Genomic DNA, 18,100 nt, shown 5'->3' with positions numbered 1-18,100 from the left:
CGAAAATGCCGGTTCTCGCCTATGGGAATCGATCGAATTGGTGTTAGGTTCCGAACGATCTTCATCTTTGTGAACATCCTCTGGGGGGATTGGTGTCCGGTTTGCGGGTGAATTCCATACGCCGTTCAGGCCGTCGGATCGGCAGACGGGTGCGGGCGGTGAGGTGGATTGCCTTCTCGCTGGTGGCCTACCTCATCGCCAGCCTGCTGGGCGGTCCTGTGGCTGCAGCGGCGGAGCTGTCGCTGGCCAAGCTGAAGCACCCGGATCCGGTACCTGTCGCTTCGGCGGACAAGCACCGGCTGTCCAAGCCGGACCAGACTGCGACGCACCGGTGGAAGGCGGCACCGAGGTCGGCCTGGCCCGAGCCGGGCACCGCCACGGTCACCGTCCCCGGCAGCGGTGCGGTCAAGGCGAAGGCTGGCACGCTTCCGCTGCGGGTGGCCTCTCATCATGGCAAGGGCAGGAATGAGGCCCAGGCAGGTGAGCTGACTCAGCGCCGCGTGCAGATACAGGTGTTGGACCAGAAGGCCGCCAAGGCTGCCGGCATCACCGGTGTGCTCCTAGCGGTACGCCCCCTTCAGGGGGACAAGGGCGCAGTCGATGTCACGCTCGACTTCTCGGGTTTCCAGCACGCCTACGGTGGCGACTGGGCCTCGCGCCTGACGCTGCACCGCCTGCCACAGTGCGTGCTGACCACGCCTCAGGCCAACGACTGCCGCAGCCTGACCGCTTTGGAGAGCGACAACGACGTCAAGGCTGCGACGCTGTCGGCCTCTGTCGCTGTCGGCGCGGCGGATGACACGTCGTCGACCGGACCGGTGTTGAAGGCGCCCGCCATGACACGTTCGGCCAGTGGTCTGACGGCGAGTGACGGCACCGTCCTTCTGGCCGCCACCGCCGCCGCCTCGGGCGCGTCGGGCAACTTCACGGCCACCTCGCTCGCCCCGTCGGCGTCCTGGACGTCTGGCGGCTCCAGCGGTGGCTTCTCCTGGGACTATGGCATCGACACCCCGGACGTGCCCGGCGGGGCCCAACCGGATCTGAGCCTGTCCTACTCCTCCCAGGCAGTCGACGGGCGTACCGCGGCGACGAACAACCAGGCCAACTGGATCGGCGACGGCTGGTCCATGGAACCTGGTTACATCGAGCGCCGCTACGTGTCCTGCTCCGCCGATACCAAGGACGGCAATGGCACCGACAAGAGCGGCGACCTGTGCTGGAAGAAGGACAACGCGGTCCTCAACCTGAACGGTCAGTCCAGCGTGCTGGTCAAGGACGACACCACGGGTGAGTGGCACCTGGAGAGCGACGACGGTACCAAGATCGACAAGCTCACCAGTAGCGACCGTGGCAACGGCGACAACGATGGCGAGTACTGGAAGGTCACCACGCCGGACGGCACGCAGTACTACTTCGGCTACAACCGCCTGCCCGGCTGGACCAGCGGCAAGACGGAGACCAACTCGACCTGGACGGTTCCCGTATTCGGCAACCAGAGCGGGGAGCCGTGCCACGCCACAGAGTTCAAGGACTCCTGGTGCCAGCAGGCATGGCGGTGGAACCTCGACTACGTCGTCAACCCGCACTCCGACGCGATGGCCTACTACTGGGCTAAGGAGACCAACTACTACGGTCGCAATGTCAATCCCGACACCGGTGCCTCCACGGCCGCCGTGTACGACCGGGGCGGCTACCTGGACCACATCGACTACGGCCTGCGTTCCAACAGCGTGTACAGCAGCAAAGCTGCCGGCCGGGTCGACTTCACCGTCTCCGAGCGGTGCCTGAGCGACTGTGGGACCTTCGACGCGAGCCACGCCAAGAACTGGCCCGACGTGCCGTTCGACCGGTACTGCAAGTCGGGCGAGGAATGCAAGGACCGCTACTCGCCGTCGTTCTGGACCCGCAAGCGGCTCACCCAGCTCGACACCTCCATCCTGACGAGCGGCATCTACAAGCCGGTCGACACCTGGAAGCTGACCCACGAGTTCCCCTCCACCGGCGACGGCTCCGCTCCCGCGCTGTGGCTGGCGTCGATCACCCGCACCGGCCACACCGGTACCGGTGACGTCACTCTGCCGGCGGTCACCTTCCTGGGTAAGCAACTCGCCAACCGAGTCGAGGGTGCCACCACCACCGGCGGTAAGGCCGATCCTGTTCCCCCGCTGGTGCGTTACCGCATCTACGGCATCGACACCGAGACCGGCGGCACCATCGGTGTCACCTACTCCGAACCCGACTGCAAGGTCGGCGACATGCCCACGCCGTCTTCGAACCAGCGTCGCTGTTATCCGGTGATCTGGTCCCCGCCAGAGGCCCCGGCAGCCGACTACGAGCCGTACCTGGACTGGTTCCACACCTATGTCGTCACCCAGGTTCTGGAGTCGGACAACACCGGCGGTGCGCCGGTGAAGGAGACCGACTACAGCTATCTGGACGGGATGACCTGGGAGAAGGACGAGGACGAGTTCACCAAGGCCAAGTACCTCACCTATGGTGACCGCAAGGGATATGGCCGCGTCCAGGTCCGCACGGGCAGTCCTGCCTCGACCAAGCAGACACTGAAGGAGTACCGCTACTTCCGCGGCATCGACGCTGCTGAGGTCATCGACCACGAAGGCGTCAAGGTGACCGACCACCGCGCCTTCGCCGGCCTGATCCGGGAAGAGGCCGCCTTCAACGGCGACGGCGGCAAGCTGGAATCCACCACCAGCTACACCCCCTGGCGCAGCAAAGCCACTGCAACCCAGTCACGCAGTGGCCTGCCAGCCCTGAACGCCTATGCCACCGGCACGCAGGAAGAGAAGACCCGCACAGCCGTCGGCAACACCTGGCGCACTACCCGAACCTTGCGCACCTTCGACGACTACGGCCTGGTCCTGACCGAGTCGGACCTCGGCGACATCGCCAAGACAGGCGACGAGGAGTGCACCACCACCAGCTATGCCCGCAACACAGCGGTGAACATCCTCGACCTGATCAAGGAGGAACGGACGGTTGCAGTCGCTTGCGACAAGACACCGCAGCTGCCCGCGGACCTGATCTCCGTCGAACGGCACTACTACGACGGTGCCACCAGCCTGGACGCCAAGCCCACCAAGGGCGACATGACGCGCCTGGAGGAACAGGACGACAAGGGCACCGGCTACCTGACCACCGCCCGCCACACCCACGACCAGCACGGCCGTCAGCTGACCGAGACCGACGCGGACGACAACACGACCATCACCAAGTACACGCCGACCACGATCGAGGCACCCACCTCGAAGACCGAGACCAACACACTCGACCAGACCATCAAGACCGAGTACGACCCGGCGCGCGGCGTGACCACTGCAGTGATCGACGCCAACGGCAAGCGGGCCGACGCCACCTACGACGGTCTGGGCCGCACGCGGCAGGTGTGGAACCCCGGCTGGGCCAAGACCGACCACCCCGCCCAGCCCTCGACCGAATACAGCTACACCATCTCCAGGACCGTCGCTAACGCCGTGGCGACCAAATCGCTCCAGTACGATGGCTCGTACGCCACCAGCTACCAGCTCTTCGACGGCCTGCTGCGCCCCTGTGAGACCCAGAGCCCGGCGATCGGCACAGCGAACCGGATCGTGACCGAGACGCTGTACGACACCCGCGGCAACGCCTGGAAGTCCTACGCGGCGTACTACGCCGACGGTGCACCGTCCACGAGCCTGGTGAATGCGCCGGACAACAAGGTGCCGGCGATGGTGGAGAACGTGTACGACGGCCTGGACCGCACAACTTACTCAATCGCCCACACCTACGGCGACGAGAAATACCGCAGTCAGACGATCTACGACGGTGACCGCACCACGGCGATCCCGCCCAAGGGCGGCACCGCCACCACGGTCATCAATGATGCACGCGGGCGCGCCACCGACCGCCTCGAATACACCGACGCAACCCGTACCACCTCACAGAAGACCCACTACACCTACGGCAAGTGGGACGAACCGCTGACCGTCACCGACCCGGCGGGCAACGTCTGGCGGTACAGCTTCGACGCCCGCGGCCAGCAGACCGACGTGGATGACCCCGACAAGGGCAAGAGCCACACCACCTATGACAAGCTCGGCAACCCGGTTACCGTCACGGACGCCCGCGGCATCACCCTGAGCACCGTCTATGACGAACTCGGTCGCACGACCGCGCTGAAGAAGGGCAACACTCTCCTGGCGGAGTGGACCTACGACAGCGTCGCGAAGGGTCAGCTGGCCAGCAGCATTCGCTATATCGGCGGCAAGCAGTACGTCTCCGCCGTCGATACCTACAACGACGCCTACCAGCCCACCTCCAACACGGTCACCATTCCCGCCGAAGCCGGTGCCATGGCCGGCACTCACACCTGGACCTACGGCTACAACATCTACACCGGTCAGCAGGAGTGGATCAGGCACCCGGCGGTCGGAAATCTGCCCAGCGAGCGCCAGACCACCGTCTACGGCGAGGGCAACCTCCCGCAGAAGACCACCGCCGGCGCCGTCACCCTCGTCAACGCCACCAGCCACGACGTCTTCTCCCGCCCGGTGCGCACCGAATTCGGCACCTTGGGCAAGAAGGTCTACAAGACACAGGTCTACGACGCGTTCACCGGCCGCCTGACCCGGCAGACCACCGACCGTGATCTGGCTCCCCAGCGCATCGACGACGTCAGCTATGCCTACGACGACGCGGGCAACATCACCGGCATCACCACTGCCAGCGGCCAGGACGCCGGCAGGACCGTGGACACCCAGTGCTTCACCAACAACCCCCTGGGCCAGCTGACTGAGGCGTGGACCGCGAAGATCGACTGCTCCACCCAGCCGTCGGCTAGCACGGTTGGCGGCCCGGACGCCTACTGGCAGTCGTTCAAGTACGACGTCGTGGGCAACCGCACCGAGCAGACCGACCACGGCACCGGCGCGCTGGTGGGCTCCGACGCCACCACCAGCTACACCCATAACACCCCCACCACGGGCTTGCCGCATGCCGTCCAGACCGCCACCGTCAAGGGTGGCGCCAACAACGGCCGCACCAGCACCTTCGTCTACGACGCCGCAGGCAACACCACCAAGCGCACCATCGGCGCCACCACCCAGAACCTCACCTGGGACGACGAAGGACACCTCGCCACCCTCACCGAGAACGGCAAGACCACCAGTTACCAGTACGACTCCGACGGCAACCGTTTCATTGCCAAGGACGCAGACGGCACTCAGACCCTCACCCTGCCCGGCGGCAACGAACTCAAGATCAAGCCGAACGGGACCAAGGAAGGCGTCCGTTACTACACCCACGAGGGCCAGACCGTCGCTGTCCGCACCAGCAGCGGCTTCTCCTTCCTCCTGCCCGACCACCAAGGCACCGCCATGGCCGCTGTCGCCATGACCACCCTTGCCGTCACCCGCCGCAAGCAACTCCCCTTCGGCGAGATACGCTCCCAGCAAGCCGAAACCATCCCCGGCACCCGCGGCTTCGTCGGCGGCACAACAGACCCCACCGGCCTGACCCATCTCGGCGCCCGCGAATACGACCCCGCCCTCGGCCGCTTCCTCTCCGTCGACCCGATCAACGATATCGACGACCCGGCCCAGATGAACGCCTACAGCTACGCCCACAACAAGCCGGTCACTTACAGCGATCCCGATGGTAAAAGGATCTTTGAGGGCGACAGTGGCGGCTGGATCGACAGTGGTAATCACGGCGGAGTCAAAACCGTAAAGAATCGCGATACGGCTCGCAAGCGCAACGGCGGAGGTCTCACAAGGCCGAGCGGAAGCGGCGCAGCTTACAAGAAGACAAACGACTCGAAGGCGCAAGCCCGAGCCAAAGCCCAGGCCGACGCGCGAGCCAAAGCGCAAGCCGTTGCACGAGCAAAGGTTGAAGCCGAGCGGCGCAAGAAGGAAGGAATTAGGGGGGCTATTAAGATAGCCTGGAATTCTGTGACTGGGAAGTCCAAAAAGATCTGGGACGCATATTTCGCAGGTGACACAACAGGCATCTGTCTCAGCGGTTCAGCTGGCCTTGGACTAGGAGTAACAGCTTCTGTCTGCCTGCTGAGTACAACCCGAGCGGACGGCAAGACTGACTATGGCCTCAGTTTCAGCAAGGGAAGTGAGACGCCATCGGTGGGGGCGAATCTTGGGGTAGGCCTCATGGGTAGCAATGCAACTGATTTCGAGCAACTCCGAGGGGACGGATGGGGTGGGACCCTCACTGCCGCCTTCGGCGTAGCGGTGTCGGGTAGTCATGAACGTGCGATCGGTGCTCGAAATAGTCGTGGTGAACCCGTAGGGGCGACGACCGTAGGTGTGGGCACCGGTTTGGGCGTCGAAGGCGGCCTGACCACCTCGCACAATACGCGCATCGGAAAACTCTTCACGCTGGATTGGCGCTAACATACCGCTGGGCCGCCGGCACCACCCCTCGCCGGCGGCCCACCGGAGCGAGGTAATCTAATAGATATGAACACGGTATTCATGTCGCAAGCTGGACGCGCTTCGTCGACTACAGATCCCGCCTCTGTTCTAATCTGCGGAGTCCTGTTGATCGGTGGGCTGGTTCTTGTCTTTAACTGGAAGGGAGCTGCGGAGCGTTTCTATCATTTGACGTCCTCGGTTATGTTTGGACTCGTCGGCACTGCCACACCTCGCCTACTGCGCTTTGTGGGGGGCGGCATTGCGGTTCTCGGCGCGGCTGGGATCATTGTGGAGATAGTCGTCGGGCTAAATTGATTTCCTGCCTTAGACAGGTGTCCGGGGTTCCATGAGATGGCACCTCTGGGCCTGGCGGAGATCATTGCGAGCAGGTGGGCGTACGCATACTCAAACTTTGTGGCGCCCGCCTGGATGCCGGAACTTATCGAGCCAATACTTCATTTGCGTGTGGTGTGGTGCTTGTTGTTCTCGGTCCGCTGATAGATCAGGACGCAACGGCCCCCCGCAGTGGGCACGGTGTTGATTCAACAGCTCAATGATTCGTTACCGCTTCAGTGCCTCAATGAACGCCACGAAGGCGGTACGTGGTACGGACAGGGCGCCTCGTGTGGGGGCTTTCGAGTCGCGGATGACGGTAGCTCTGTCCCGGAACGCTACCTCGACGCACTCGTTGCCCTCCCCTCCGCTGTAGCTGCTCTTGATCCAGGCCGGAGGCGCGGGCCGAGTTGGGGAGGTGGCTATGCCGGTCACGACTTCAACTCCTGTCTAGCTGTCGCGATGAGGTGTGCTGAGGTGGCCGGGTCGGCGGCCTGGGAACGAAGGTAGTCGAAAGTGAGTTTGTAGGCGCCCACGTCGTCCGCGTCGTCGAGGTAGAGGCCACGTCGGCGCATCTCGATGTATACGACGGCCATCGAGCTGAGGTGTTCTCGTTCGGCGTCCCGTCCGAGGAGTACGAAGTGCCCGGCTCCTGCCGCGTGCGCACCGGCGCTGAACGGGAGGATCTGGATGTCGATGTGGGGGCTGTCGGCCATCTCCTGAAGGTGGGAGAGCTGGCGGCGCATGACGTCAGTGTCGCCTACGGTGCGGTGCAGGACCGCCTCGTCGAGGACCACCCACAGGTGCAGTGCCGGGGCGCGAGTCAGAATGCTCTGGCGCTGGATCCGGGCCTGCACCATTCGCTCGATCTCTTCGTTGGAACTGCGCACCTCGCGGGCCTGATGGATGGCGAGGGCGTACTCAGGCGTCTGTAGCAGGCCTGGCACAACGGAGTTCGCGAACACATGCTCGTACGCGGCTGCGTACTCGAACGATACAAGCGGGTCCATCCACTCCGGCACGGCACCGTTTCCCACCCACCAGCCGTCGGCTTGCGACTTGGCGATGAGCACGAGGGCCTCGCGTTCCTGGGTGGTCGCCTCGCAGGCATCGGCCAAGGCCTTGACCGTTGCCCACCGGATGCGGGCCCGGTCCTGCCACGTCTCGTACCTGCTGACCGTTGTGGTGCTGACGCCCGCTCTTTCGGCGACTTGAGTCTGCGTGAGCCCGCATCGTTCGCGCAGTGAGATCAGCCCCCGCGCGATCTGCATGCGGCCGGCCGGTCCCGTCTGCGTAGCGGTCATGTCGCCGATCCTCTCCTCGAGCCGATTCCTCCGGCCCTTGCGCAAGCCAACGCGCCGACTTTATGGGCCGCCTCACTGAATCGGACGTGAATCCGAAGCACGTCACCCACATTGGTGAAATCCCTTTGTGGGAGATCCTGCTATGGGATTCCCATGACAGGATTCCCTTTCTATTTCGGCCATTCTGCGAGGAGTTGAGGACGTGATCAGCCACCTGGAGCGCACAGCTCGATGGTTGCGGAGGCTCGCTATTACCTCGGATCGCCATGGAGCGGAGGCATCGTGACGGGCTTCGGCGACTGCGACGACGTCATGCGGGACGCCGCGAAGGCCGTGCCCGACCTCGTACGACTGCTGCCCTGGGCCGGCGCCCACGGGCAGCCCTGTCTGCTCCTCACCGACGGCGACGGGACCGCTTCCCAGCTCGCCGATCGGATCGAGGAGATGCAACTCGCCCTCGGGGAGCGGTTGCTCGGCCGGTCCCGCGCACTGCGCGGCACGTCGGCGGTCGGTGAACTCGGCACCCTCACCGGACAACTGGCTGACGCTCTCGACGACGTACTGCGCATCGCCCGGTCCCGGGCAGCCCGGCTCGGGGGCGTGCCGCAGGGGCTTTCCACTTCATCGGCACCCCTGGCGTTCGGCCAGTTGTCCCTGCCCGGCGACGACCTCGCCTCCGCCCCCACTGCCCGGCGCTATGTGCGCGACACCGCCCGCTCATGGAAGCTGCCTTCCGGTCCGGCCGAGGATCTGGAGATCATCGCCGGTGAACTGGTCGCCAACGCGCTGGAGCACAGCGGCAGTCGCAGGATCAGCGTTGCCTGCGCGTTGCAGCGCACTCTGGTCACCGTCGGTGTGACCGATACGGGCATGGGCCCCACTCCTTTCCCCGCGTCCATGCCCTCGGCGGAGAGTGAACACGGACGCGGGCTGCTCATCACTGACACGCTGGCCACCCGGTGGGGAACCCACCGGACGAGCAGCGGTCTGACGGTCTGGGCCGAGATCGCCACCGGGCCACGGGCATCCGGGTGCTGACCCAGCCGACTGCCCCCGCCGAGTCACCCCACCGGTCGGGTCGTCACCCTTTGTGACGACGTTCGTCGATCGCGGCGGTTACCGTGGACGCGCAGGCCGAAGATGCCGCCCATGGGAGGAGCACAAGTACGCGGCCGCGGGCATCCCGCACTTCTGGCTGGTCGAGATGAGCGGCTCCGGTCATCGTCCCGTGGTCCGCACCTACGAACTCGACCCGCTGACCAAGACGTACGCCCTGACCGGCACCCACCGTGACCGGCTCAAGCTCGACGTGCCCTACGAGATCGACATCGACATCAGCACGGAGGCGCTCGACGCGCTCTGAGGGATGGCAGCCGCTCAGGGCAGCGGCTTGATCATGGTGTATTCGGTGATTCCCGGGGGGTAGTCGGGGATCGCGCAGACCACCTTGTAGTGGTGCCTGCGGTAGAAGCCCGGGGCCTGGAAGTCCCAGGTTTCCAGGCGGGCGGCGGTGCAGGCGCGGTCTCGGTGGGCGATGCGTTCGGCGCGGGCCAGGAGGCGGGAGCCGAGGCCCGTGCCGCGGTGGGGGGTGTCGACCCAGAGGTGGGTCACGTGCAGCCAGGTCGCCCAGGTGTGGCCCACCAGGCCGCCCGCCAGTTCGCCGGAGTCGTTCAACGCCCAGAGGTGGAGGGGGACTTCCCGGGCGGCCGGGGTTCTGCGCAGGTCGGCGATGAACGGCGAGGCCGCGGTGTTCGTGTCGCGGAGGCGGGAGCGGAGCAGATCGCGGCGCTCTTTGTCGACTTCTGCCTCAATACGAAACATGCGGCACACCCTAAACGCGTCGGCTGGTCAGTTCTGCGAATTGCCTTCCCCTCCTGGCCGCCGCCCGTACTCTGATGAGCGGCACCGGTGGGGGCCGGTGCTGGTCAGGGGGCGAGACGGCTCGGGCAGGACAGCGTCGGGCGCGGAGGCGGTCCGGTACGGCGAGTGCCGTCCGGCCCACTCGGCCCCGGACGTCGGGCCCGCGCCCTCGGTGTTCTCCGGCGCCGGGTGACTCCCCTGCTCCGACCAGGAGCGTGGGGAAGGGGGTTTTCAGTGGTTCGTGTCCGAGTCCTGGTCGTCGACGACCACCGCATCTTCGCCGAGTCGCTCGCCGCAGCCCTGGCCGCCGAGCCCGACGTGGAGGTGTCCGCGGCCGGCTCCGGCCCGGCGGCGCTGCGCTGTCTGGAGCGGGCGGCCGCGGAGGGGCGCCGCTTCGACGTCGTGCTCGTCGACTCCGACCTCGGCGGCAACGTCCCCGCGGCCCGGCCCGCCGTTCCCGTGCGGGAGGGCGACGAGGACGGACTGGTGGACGGGATCTCCCTGGTAGCCGGAGTGCGGGGGGCCCAGCCCGGGGTGCGGACCGTCGTACTCGCCGAGAAGGACGACCCGCGCCGCGCCGCGCTCGCCCTGCAGGCCGGTGCCTGCGGCTGGGTCGCCAAGGACTGCTCGCTGTCCCGGCTGCTCACCGTCATCCGCGGGGTCCTGCGCGACGAGACCCATCTGCCGCCCGCCCTGCTCACCGGCGTGCTGCGGGAGCTGACCGCCGCCCGCAAGCACCGTACCGAGAGCGAGCGCCTGGTGGAGTCGCTGACCCCGCGCGAGCGTGAGGTGTTGCGCTGCATGGTCGCGGGTCTTGGCCGCAAGGCCGTCGCCGAGCGTCTGTACCTGTCCCCGCACACCGTGCGCACCCATATGCAGAACGTCCTGGGCAAGCTCGGCGTGCACTCCACCCTGGCCGCCGTGGCCCTGGCCCGCCGGGCCGGGGTGGGACCGGCAGATCTGGGGCCCGCCGGGCCGATCGGGGTGGAGCAGAGCAGCAGCGCCTGACCCGGCGCCCCTCAGCCAGGGATCGTGGAGGAGAGCAGAGCGCCTGCCCAGGCGCCCCCTCAGCCAGGGATGTTGTCGAACGGTGCGGTCAACTGGCGCAGCAGTCCCGCCAGTTCACCGCGCTGCGCGGTCGACAGCTCGGCCAGCAGCGCGCGCTCCTGGTCCAGGAGCCCGGCCAGGGACCGGTCGGCGCGATCCCGGCCCTCGTCCGTCAGCCGGACCAGCACCCCGCGCCGGTCGCTGGGGTCGGGAAGCCGCTCCACCAGGCCCTTCTTGGCCAGCCGGTCGATACGGTTCGTCATCGTGCCCGAGGTGACCAGCGTCTGGGTCAGCAACTGCCCGGGGGAGAGCTGGTACGGCGAGCCCGCGCGCCTGAGCGCCGTCAGTACGTCGAACTCCCAGGGTTCCAGGCTGTGCTCGGAGAAGGCCAGCCGGCGTGCGCGGTCCAGGTGCCGGGCCAGCCTGCTCACCCGGCTGAGCACCTCGAGCGGTTCCACGTCGAGGTCCGGGCGCTCCCGGCGCCATGCTGCGACCAGCCGATCGACCTCGTCCTCCATGGCGATCAGTGTAGTGGTTGTGTCGATGTGAAGTCTCTTGGCGTCAAGTCTCTTGACGTCGAGATAAGTGCCGGGGGAGAGTGGTGGGCGCAGCCGCCGACGACCACCCGCACCACGCCCCGCACCTCCTGGAGGCCGCCATGTCCGCCCAGAGTCCCGCCTGGGACCCCGCCCAGTACCTGCGCCACGCCGGACACCGGGCCCGCCCCTTCACCGACCTCGTCGCCCGTGTCCCCGCATTGCCCGGCGACCGGCCCCGCATCGCCGACCTCGGCTGCGGCCCCGGCAATGTGACCGCCCTGCTCGCCGGCCGCTGGCCCACCGCGCACATCACCGGCTACGACAACTCACCGGAGATGCTCGACAAGGCCGTGGTCGACCACGAGGGCCCCACCCCTGGCGGCGGCCGCCTCGACTTCGAACCCGCCGACGCCCGCACCTGGACCCCCGGCGAGCCGTACGACCTGATCGTCAGCAACGCCACGCTCCAGTGGGTGCCCGGCCACCCGGAGCGCTTCGCCGACTGGGTGGCGGGGCTGCGCCCGGGCGGCACCTTCGCCTTCCAGGTCCCCGGCAACTTCTCCGCCCCCAGCCACCGGCTCATGCGCGAACTCGCCGGTTCCGCCCGCTGGCGCGACCGGCTCGGGGACACCCTGCGCCACGCGGACGCGGTGCTCGGCCCCGAGGCCTACCTGGAGCGGCTGACCGGCCTCGGCTGCGCGGCCGACGTCTGGGAGACCACGTACATCCACCTGCTGACCGGTGAGGACCCGGTCCTCGACTGGGTGAAGGGCACAGGGCTGCGGCCCGTGCTCACCGCCCTCGCCGACGACCCGGCGGCCCGCGAGGAGTTCCTGGCCGACTACCGCACCGCCCTGCGCGAGGCCTACCCGACCGGACCGCACGGCACCCCGTTCCCCTTCCGCCGCGTCTTCGCGGTCGCCACCAAGGAGGCCTGAGGCATGCTCGCCGCCATCGACCACGTCCAGCTCGCCGCCCCGCCCGGTTCGGAGGAGCAGCTGCGGGCGTACTACGCCGGGGTCCTCGGCATGACCGAGGTCCCGAAGCCGCCGGTACTGGCCGCGCGCGGCGGCTGCTGGTTCCAGGCGGGGTCCGTACAGCTCCACCTGGGCATCGAGCAAGACTTCCGCCCGGCGAAGAAGGCCCACCCGGGCCTGCGGGTGACGGCCATCGAGGCGTACGCGGCCCGGCTGGCCGAGCGGGGCGCGCAGGTCACCTGGGACGACGACCTGCCTGGCCACAAGCGCTTCTACTCGGAGGATCCGGTGGGGAACCGGCTGGAGTTCCTTGAGGAGCTCAGGCCGTCCGACCGAGGTGCGTGATGAGGACGCGGATGACTTCATCGTCGATGACGTACAGAACCCGGTACTCGCCGACGCGGAGGCGGCGAATGTCCAGGCCGTACGGCGTCGACCCCGCGGGACGCGGATCGTGGGCCAGCTCGTCGATCACGTCCAGGACCCCGGCGAGGGCGGCTGGGTCCTCCTTCAGGAATCGCGCTGCGACGTCGAGGGCGTGCGGTTCAAAGATGATCTCGTAGGTCACGGCTTTTCAAGCCCCAGTCGCCTCCGGACCTCCGCCATGGGGATGCCCTCACCCAGCGTTCCCTCGGCCTTCCGCCGCTGGTAGTCGGAGACCGCCAAGGCGTCCTCAAGATCCTCTATCACCTGCGGAGATACGAGGAGGGCGGCCACGTGCCCGTGGTCGGTCAGAGCGATCGTCTCGCGGCTGTGAGCCGCACGACGGACGAGGTCACCGAGCTGGGAACGGGCGGCGCTGATCGCGATCTCAGTCATACCCGAATCGTGCCACAAGGTTAATCTTGCGGTCTATTGAGATCACTCAATGGGGCGATCTCAGCTCTTCCGGTGCCCGATCAGCCGGGGCCGGGGCTCCAGCCCGTCGAGGCCGTGCCAGGCCAGGTTGACCAGGTGGGCGGCGACCTCGGCCTTCTTCGGGCGGCGCACGTCCAGCCACCACTGGCCGGTCAGGGCGACCATGCCGACCAGCGCCTGCGCGTAGAGCGGGGCCAGCTTCGGATCGAAGCCGCGGGACTTGAACTCGCGGCCCAGGATGTCCTCCACCTGGGTGGCGATGTCGGAGATCAGGGACGCGAAGGACCCCGTCGACTGGGGGATGGGGGAGTCGCGGACCAGGATGCGGAAGCCGTCCGTGTACTCCTCGATGTAGTCCAGCAGGGCGAACGCCGCCTGCTCGCACAGCTCGCGGGGGTGGCCCGCGGTCAGCGAGCCGGTCACCATGTCGAGCAGCCGCCGCATCTCGCGGTCGACCACCACCGCGTACAGGCCCTCCTTGCCGCCGAAGTGCTCGTACACCACCGGCTTGGACACCCCGGCCTTCGCCGCGATCTCCTCCACCGAGGTGCCCTCGAAACCCTTCGCCGCGAACAGCGTGCGACCGATCTCCAGCAGTTGCTGGCGGCGCTCGGCACCGGTCATCCGGGTACGGCGCGTGCGCCGCGGCTTTTCGTTGCTGGAAGTGCTCGAGTCGGTCGCCACGCCGTCAATCATGCCGCCTCGGCGGTCCTCCTCCGGCGCCGGGAGCCGTCCTGCTCGTCGTTGCGGCGGGAATCGATACGCGAGCGTGACGGCCAGCGCACGTCGTGGGCCCAGCCGAGCCGCTCGAACCAGCGGATGATCCGGGCCGAGGAGTCGATCTGTCCGCGCTCCACGCCGTGCCGGGCGGAGGTCGGGTCGGCGTGGTGCAGGTTGTGCCAGGACTCGCCGCAGGACAGGATCGCCAGCCACCACACGTTGCCGGAGCGGTCCCGCGACTTGAACGGGCGCTTGCCGACCGCGTGGCAGATGGAGTTGATCGACCAGGTCACGTGGTGCAGCAGCGCCACCCGGACGAGCGAGCCCCAGAAGAACGCGGTGAACGCGCCCCACCACGACATCGTGACCAGGCCGCCGATCAACGCCGGCAGCAGCAGCGACACCGCCGTCCAGAGGATGAACTGACGGGAGACCGCCCGCAGGGTCCGGTCCTTGATCAGGTCCGGGGCGTACTTCTCCTGCGGCGTCTGCTCCTCGTCGAACATCCAGCCGATATGGGCCCACCACAGGCCCTTCAGCAGCGCCGGGACCGTCTCGCCGTACCGCCACGGGGAATGCGGATCACCCTCGTGGTCGGAGAACTTGTGGTGCCTGCGGTGGTCGGCGACCCAGCGGACCAGGGGTCCCTCGACCGCCATCGACCCCGCGATCGCCAGCGCGATCTTCAGGGGCCGCTTCGCCTTGAACGAGCCATGCGTGAAATGCCGGTGGAAACCGATCGTGATGCCGTGACAGCCGAGGAAGTAGAAGAAGACCAGCAGGCCGAGATCCAGCCAGCTCACCCCCCAGCCCCATGCCAGCGGCACCGCGGCGAGCAGTGCGAGGAACGGAACGGTGATGAAGAGCAGCAGCGTGATCTGCTCGACCGAACGCTTCTGCTCACCTCCGAGGGTGGCGGAGGCAAGAGAGGTGTCGGTCGCCTTCGGGGCGTCGTCGATCACATCGGAGCTTGTGGTCATGGGCGTCCCCTGTGGGGTCGAGAGTCGAGACGGGTCGTCGGGGTCAGGGAACCGGTCAGCTCCCTACGGTTCCGTAACCTACGGCGTCGTAAGTATGGCAGCGCGTCGCGCCGCGGCAAGAGCCCCTGGTCTGCGCGTCCCCCGCGACACCTAGACTTGGAGGCGGTCGGACAGCGCGGTCCGCTCTGAAGAATTCCTTCCCGGACACTCGGCCCGTAAGCGGCAGCCGCCGCGCGGCACCCGTCCGGGTCCCCTCCCAGACGTGCTTCAACCCGCAAGGAGCCGCACCTGTGAGCAGTGCCGACGACCAGACGACGACCAGCGCCGAGCTGCGTGCCGACATCCGCCGATTGGGTGACCTCCTCGGGGAGGCCCTCGTACGGCAGGAAGGTCCCGAACTCCTGGACCTCGTCGAGAAGGTCCGCCGCCTCACCCGCGAGGACGGTGAGGCCGCCGCCGAACTGCTGCGCGGTACCGAACTCGACACCGCGGCCAAGCTGGTCCGCGCCTTCTCCACCTACTTCCATCTGGCGAACGTCACCGAGCAGGTGCACCGCGGACGCGAACTGCGCGCCCGGCGTGCCGCGGAGGGCGGACTGCTGGCCCGCACCGCCGACCGCCTCAAGGACGCCGACCCCGAGCACCTGCGGGAGACCGTCCGGCACCTCAACGTCCGCCCGGTGTTCACCGCCCACCCCACCGAGGCCGCCCGCCGCTCGGTGCTCAACAAGCTCCGGCGCATCGCCGCGCTCCTGGAGGCCCCGGTCGCCGAGTCCGACCGCCGCCGTCTGGACACCCGGCTGGCGGAGAACATCGACCTCGTCTGGCAGACCGACGAACTCCGCGTGGTCCGCCCCGAGCCCGCCGACGAGTCCCGCAACGCCATCTACTACCTCGACGAACTCCACGCCGGCGCCGTCGGTGACGTCCTGGAGGACCTCACCGCGGAACTGGAGCGCGCCGGCGTCAAGCTGCCCGACGACACCCGCCCCCTCACCTTCGGCACCTGGATCGGCGGCGACCGCGACGGCAACCCCAACGTGACCCCCGAGGTCACCTGGGACGTGCTGATCCTCCAGCACGAGCACGGCATCAACGACGCCCTCGACATGATCGACGAGCTGCGCGGCTTCCTGTCCAACTCGATCCGCTACACCGGCGCCACCGACGCGCTGCTCCAGTCCCTCGGGGCCGACCTGGAGAACCTGCCGGAGATCAGCCCCCGCTACAAGCGGCTCAACGCCGAGGAGCCCTACCGGCTCAAGGCCACCTGCATCCGCCAGAAGCTCGTCAACACCAAGCAGCGCCTGGCCACCGGCACCGCGCACGAGCCGGGACGCGACTACCTCGGCACCGCCGAACTCCTGGACGACCTGCGGATCATCCAGGAGTCCCTGCGCGAGAACCGCGGTGGCCTGTTCGCCGACGGCCGCCTGGGCCGCACCATCCGCACCCTGGCCGCCTTCGGCCTCCAGCTGGCCACCATGGACGTCCGCGAGCACGCCGACGCCCACCACCACGCCCTCGGTCAGCTGTTCGACCGGCTCGGCGAGGAGTCCTGGCGCTACGCCGACATGCCCCGCGAGTACCGCGCCAAGCTGCTCGCCAAGGAGCTGAGGTCGAGGCGGCCGCTCGGCCCGAGCCCGGCCCCCGTCGACGCGGCCGGCGCCAAGACCCTCGGCGTCTTCGAGACGGTCAAGCGGGCCCTGCGCGTCTTCGGGCCCGAGGTGATCGAGTCCTACATCATCTCCATGTGCCAGGGCGCCGACGACGTCTTCGCCGCCGCCGTCCTGGCCCGCGAGGCCGGACTCGTCGACCTGCACGCGGGCTGGGCGAAGATCGGCATCGTGCCGCTGCTTGAGACCACCGACGAGCTCAAGGCGGCCGACACCATCCTGGAGGACATGCTCTCCGACCCGTCCTACCGGCGCCTGGTCGCGCTGCGGGGCGATGTGCAGGAGGTCATGCTCGGCTACTCCGACTCCTCCAAGTTCGGCGGCATCACCACCAGCCAGTGGGAGATCCACCGCGCCCAGCGGCGCCTGCGCGACGTCGCCCACCGCTACGGCGTACGGCTGCGGCTCTTCCACGGCCGCGGCGGCACCGTCGGCCGCGGCGGCGGCCCCACCCACGACGCCATCCTCGCCCAGCCCTGGGGCACGCTGGAGGGCGAGATCAAGGTGACCGAGCAGGGCGAGGTCATCTCCGACAAGTACCTGATCCCGTCCCTGGCCCGGGAGAACCTGGAACTGACGCTCGCGGCGACCCTCCAGGCCTCCGCCCTGCACACCGCCCCGCGCCAGTCGGTGGAGGCGCTGGCCCGCTGGGACGCCGCGATGGACGTGGTGTCCGACGCCGCCCACGCCGCCTACCGCAGGCTCGTCGAGGACCCCGACCTGCCGGCGTACTTCTTCGCCTCCACCCCCGTGGACCAGCTCGCCGACCTGCACCTGGGCTCGCGGCCCTCGCGCCGCCCCGACTCAGGCGCCGGACTCGACGGACTGCGGGCCATCCCCTGGGTGTTCGGCTGGACCCAGTCCCGGCAGATCGTGCCCGGCTGGTTCGGCGTGGGCTCCGGCCTGAAGGCGCTGCGCGAGGCAGGCCTGCGGCTGGAAGGGGACACCGTGCTCGACGAGATGCACAGGCAGTGGCACTTCTTCCGCAACTTCATCTCCAACGTCGAGATGACCCTCGCCAAGACCGACCTGCGCATCGCGCAGCACTACGTCGACACCCTCGTCCCCGACGAGCTCAAGCACGTCTTCGAGACCATCCGGGCCGAGCACGAACTCACCGTGCGCGAGGTGCTGCGCGTCACCGGCGAGAGTGAACTCCTCGACGCCCAGCCCGTGCTCCGGCAGACCTTCGCCATCCGCGACGCCTACCTCGACCCGATCTCCTACCTCCAGGTCACCCTGCTCAAGCGGCAGCGCGACGCGGCGGCGGCCGGCCAGGAGCCGGACCCGCTGCTCTCCCGGGCCCTGCTGCTCACCGTCAACGGTGTGGCGGCCGGCCTGCGCAACACCGGCTGACCGGCACACGAATGCCCCCGGTGCCGTA

Annotated in this window: 14 protein-coding genes and 1 pseudogene; 7 read left to right on the top strand and 8 right to left on the bottom strand. The window is 67.9% G+C overall.

The genetic code is table 11. The features are described 5' to 3' along the window. Nucleotides 1–167: 167 nt before the first annotated feature. Nucleotides 168–6,401 carry an RHS repeat-associated core domain-containing protein gene (locus OIE49_RS15400; RefSeq protein WP_442812347.1) on the top strand — a complete coding sequence of 2,078 codons (6,234 nt, stop codon included), beginning with the start codon at nt 168–170 and terminating at the stop codon, nt 6,399–6,401. A 582-nt stretch (nt 6,402–6,983) separates the two neighbouring features. On the opposite strand, the gene OIE49_RS15395 is transcribed toward OIE49_RS15400, so the two are convergent. Together OIE49_RS15395 and OIE49_RS15390 are read right to left on the bottom strand one after the other, a co-directional pair. Further along, on the bottom strand, nt 6,984–7,190 hold the full coding sequence (locus OIE49_RS15395) for a DUF397 domain-containing protein (RefSeq protein ID WP_326802813.1): 207 nt from the start codon (nt 7,188–7,190) through the stop codon (nt 6,984–6,986). Then, on the bottom strand, nt 7,187–8,059 hold the full coding sequence (locus OIE49_RS15390) for a helix-turn-helix domain-containing protein (protein ID WP_326802812.1): 873 nt from the start codon (nt 8,057–8,059) through the stop codon (nt 7,187–7,189). Before OIE49_RS15390 ends, OIE49_RS15395 begins: the two co-directional genes overlap by 4 nt. 282 nt (nt 8,060–8,341) lie before the next feature. On the opposite strand from OIE49_RS15390, the gene OIE49_RS15385 reads away from it, so the two are divergent. Then, nucleotides 8,342–9,097: an ATP-binding protein gene (locus OIE49_RS15385; protein WP_326802811.1), complete on the top strand. Its 756-nt coding sequence runs from the start codon at nt 8,342–8,344 to the stop codon at nt 9,095–9,097. Between the two features lie 115 nt (nt 9,098–9,212). After that, nucleotides 9,213–9,422 (top strand): annotated as a pseudogene (locus OIE49_RS15380) (Uma2 family endonuclease); the annotation flags it as partial. 14 nt (nt 9,423–9,436) lie between these two features. On the opposite strand, the gene OIE49_RS15375 reads toward OIE49_RS15380, so the two are convergent. Beyond that, entirely contained in the window at nt 9,437–9,880 is a 444-nt protein-coding gene (locus tag OIE49_RS15375) for a GNAT family N-acetyltransferase (RefSeq protein ID WP_326802810.1), read from the bottom strand. A gap of 273 nt (nt 9,881–10,153) precedes the next feature. Here OIE49_RS15375 and OIE49_RS15370 point away from each other — a divergent pair, with 273 nt between their 5' ends. Then, nucleotides 10,154–10,927, top strand: coding sequence for a response regulator transcription factor (locus tag OIE49_RS15370; protein WP_326802809.1), 774 nt, complete (start codon nt 10,154–10,156; stop codon nt 10,925–10,927). 59 nt (nt 10,928–10,986) lie between these two features. On the opposite strand, the gene tamR is transcribed toward OIE49_RS15370, so the two are convergent. Beyond that, nucleotides 10,987–11,484 carry a MarR family transcriptional regulator TamR gene (gene tamR, locus OIE49_RS15365; protein ID WP_100571061.1) on the bottom strand — a complete coding sequence of 166 codons (498 nt, stop codon included), beginning with the start codon at nt 11,482–11,484 and terminating at the stop codon, nt 10,987–10,989. Nucleotides 11,485–11,624: 140 nt separating this feature from the next. Between tamR and OIE49_RS15360 the strand changes: the two genes are divergently transcribed. Continuing rightward, the gene (locus OIE49_RS15360; RefSeq protein WP_326806239.1) at nt 11,625–12,443 is read left to right on the top strand and encodes a trans-aconitate 2-methyltransferase; all 819 of its coding nucleotides are present in this window, start codon (nt 11,625–11,627) and stop codon (nt 12,441–12,443) included. A 3-nt stretch (nt 12,444–12,446) separates the two neighbouring features. Next, complete coding sequence (locus OIE49_RS15355; RefSeq protein WP_326802808.1) at nt 12,447–12,827, top strand: VOC family protein; 381 nt, start codon at nt 12,447–12,449, stop codon at nt 12,825–12,827. Here OIE49_RS15355 and OIE49_RS15350 read toward each other — a convergent pair. The 4 genes from OIE49_RS15350 to OIE49_RS15335 are packed head-to-tail and all read right to left on the bottom strand — an operon-like array spanning nt 12,802 to nt 15,040. Next, nucleotides 12,802–13,050 carry a type II toxin-antitoxin system RelE family toxin gene (locus tag OIE49_RS15350; protein ID WP_326802807.1) on the bottom strand — a complete coding sequence of 83 codons (249 nt, stop codon included), beginning with the start codon at nt 13,048–13,050 and terminating at the stop codon, nt 12,802–12,804. The genes OIE49_RS15355 and OIE49_RS15350 overlap by 26 nt on opposite strands. Next, nucleotides 13,047–13,301, bottom strand: a complete 255-nt coding sequence (locus OIE49_RS15345; protein ID WP_326802806.1) for a type II toxin-antitoxin system Phd/YefM family antitoxin — start codon at nt 13,299–13,301, stop codon at nt 13,047–13,049. The genes OIE49_RS15350 and OIE49_RS15345 overlap by 4 nt, the downstream gene beginning before the upstream one ends. Before the next feature lie 60 nt (nt 13,302–13,361). Beyond that, the gene (locus OIE49_RS15340; RefSeq protein ID WP_326802805.1) at nt 13,362–14,036 is read right to left on the bottom strand and encodes a TetR/AcrR family transcriptional regulator; all 675 of its coding nucleotides are present in this window, start codon (nt 14,034–14,036) and stop codon (nt 13,362–13,364) included. Then, a complete protein-coding gene (locus OIE49_RS15335) occupies nt 14,033–15,040 on the bottom strand; it encodes an acyl-CoA desaturase (RefSeq protein ID WP_326802804.1) in 1,008 nt (335 codons plus the stop codon). The genes OIE49_RS15340 and OIE49_RS15335 overlap by 4 nt, the downstream gene beginning before the upstream one ends. Nucleotides 15,041–15,330: 290 nt before the next feature. Between OIE49_RS15335 and ppc the strand changes: the two genes are divergently transcribed. Next, on the top strand, nt 15,331–18,072 hold the full coding sequence (ppc, locus tag OIE49_RS15330) for a phosphoenolpyruvate carboxylase (protein ID WP_326802803.1): 2,742 nt from the start codon (nt 15,331–15,333) through the stop codon (nt 18,070–18,072). The last annotated feature ends 28 nt before the right edge of the window (nt 18,073–18,100 follow it).

This window comes from Streptomyces sp. NBC_01788, from assembly GCF_035917575.1.
In the GTDB taxonomy this organism is placed as follows: domain Bacteria; phylum Actinomycetota; class Actinomycetes; order Streptomycetales; family Streptomycetaceae; genus Streptomyces.
The sequence above is the reverse complement of the archived record's forward strand: the minus strand, read 5'-3'. Positions and strand labels throughout refer to the sequence as shown.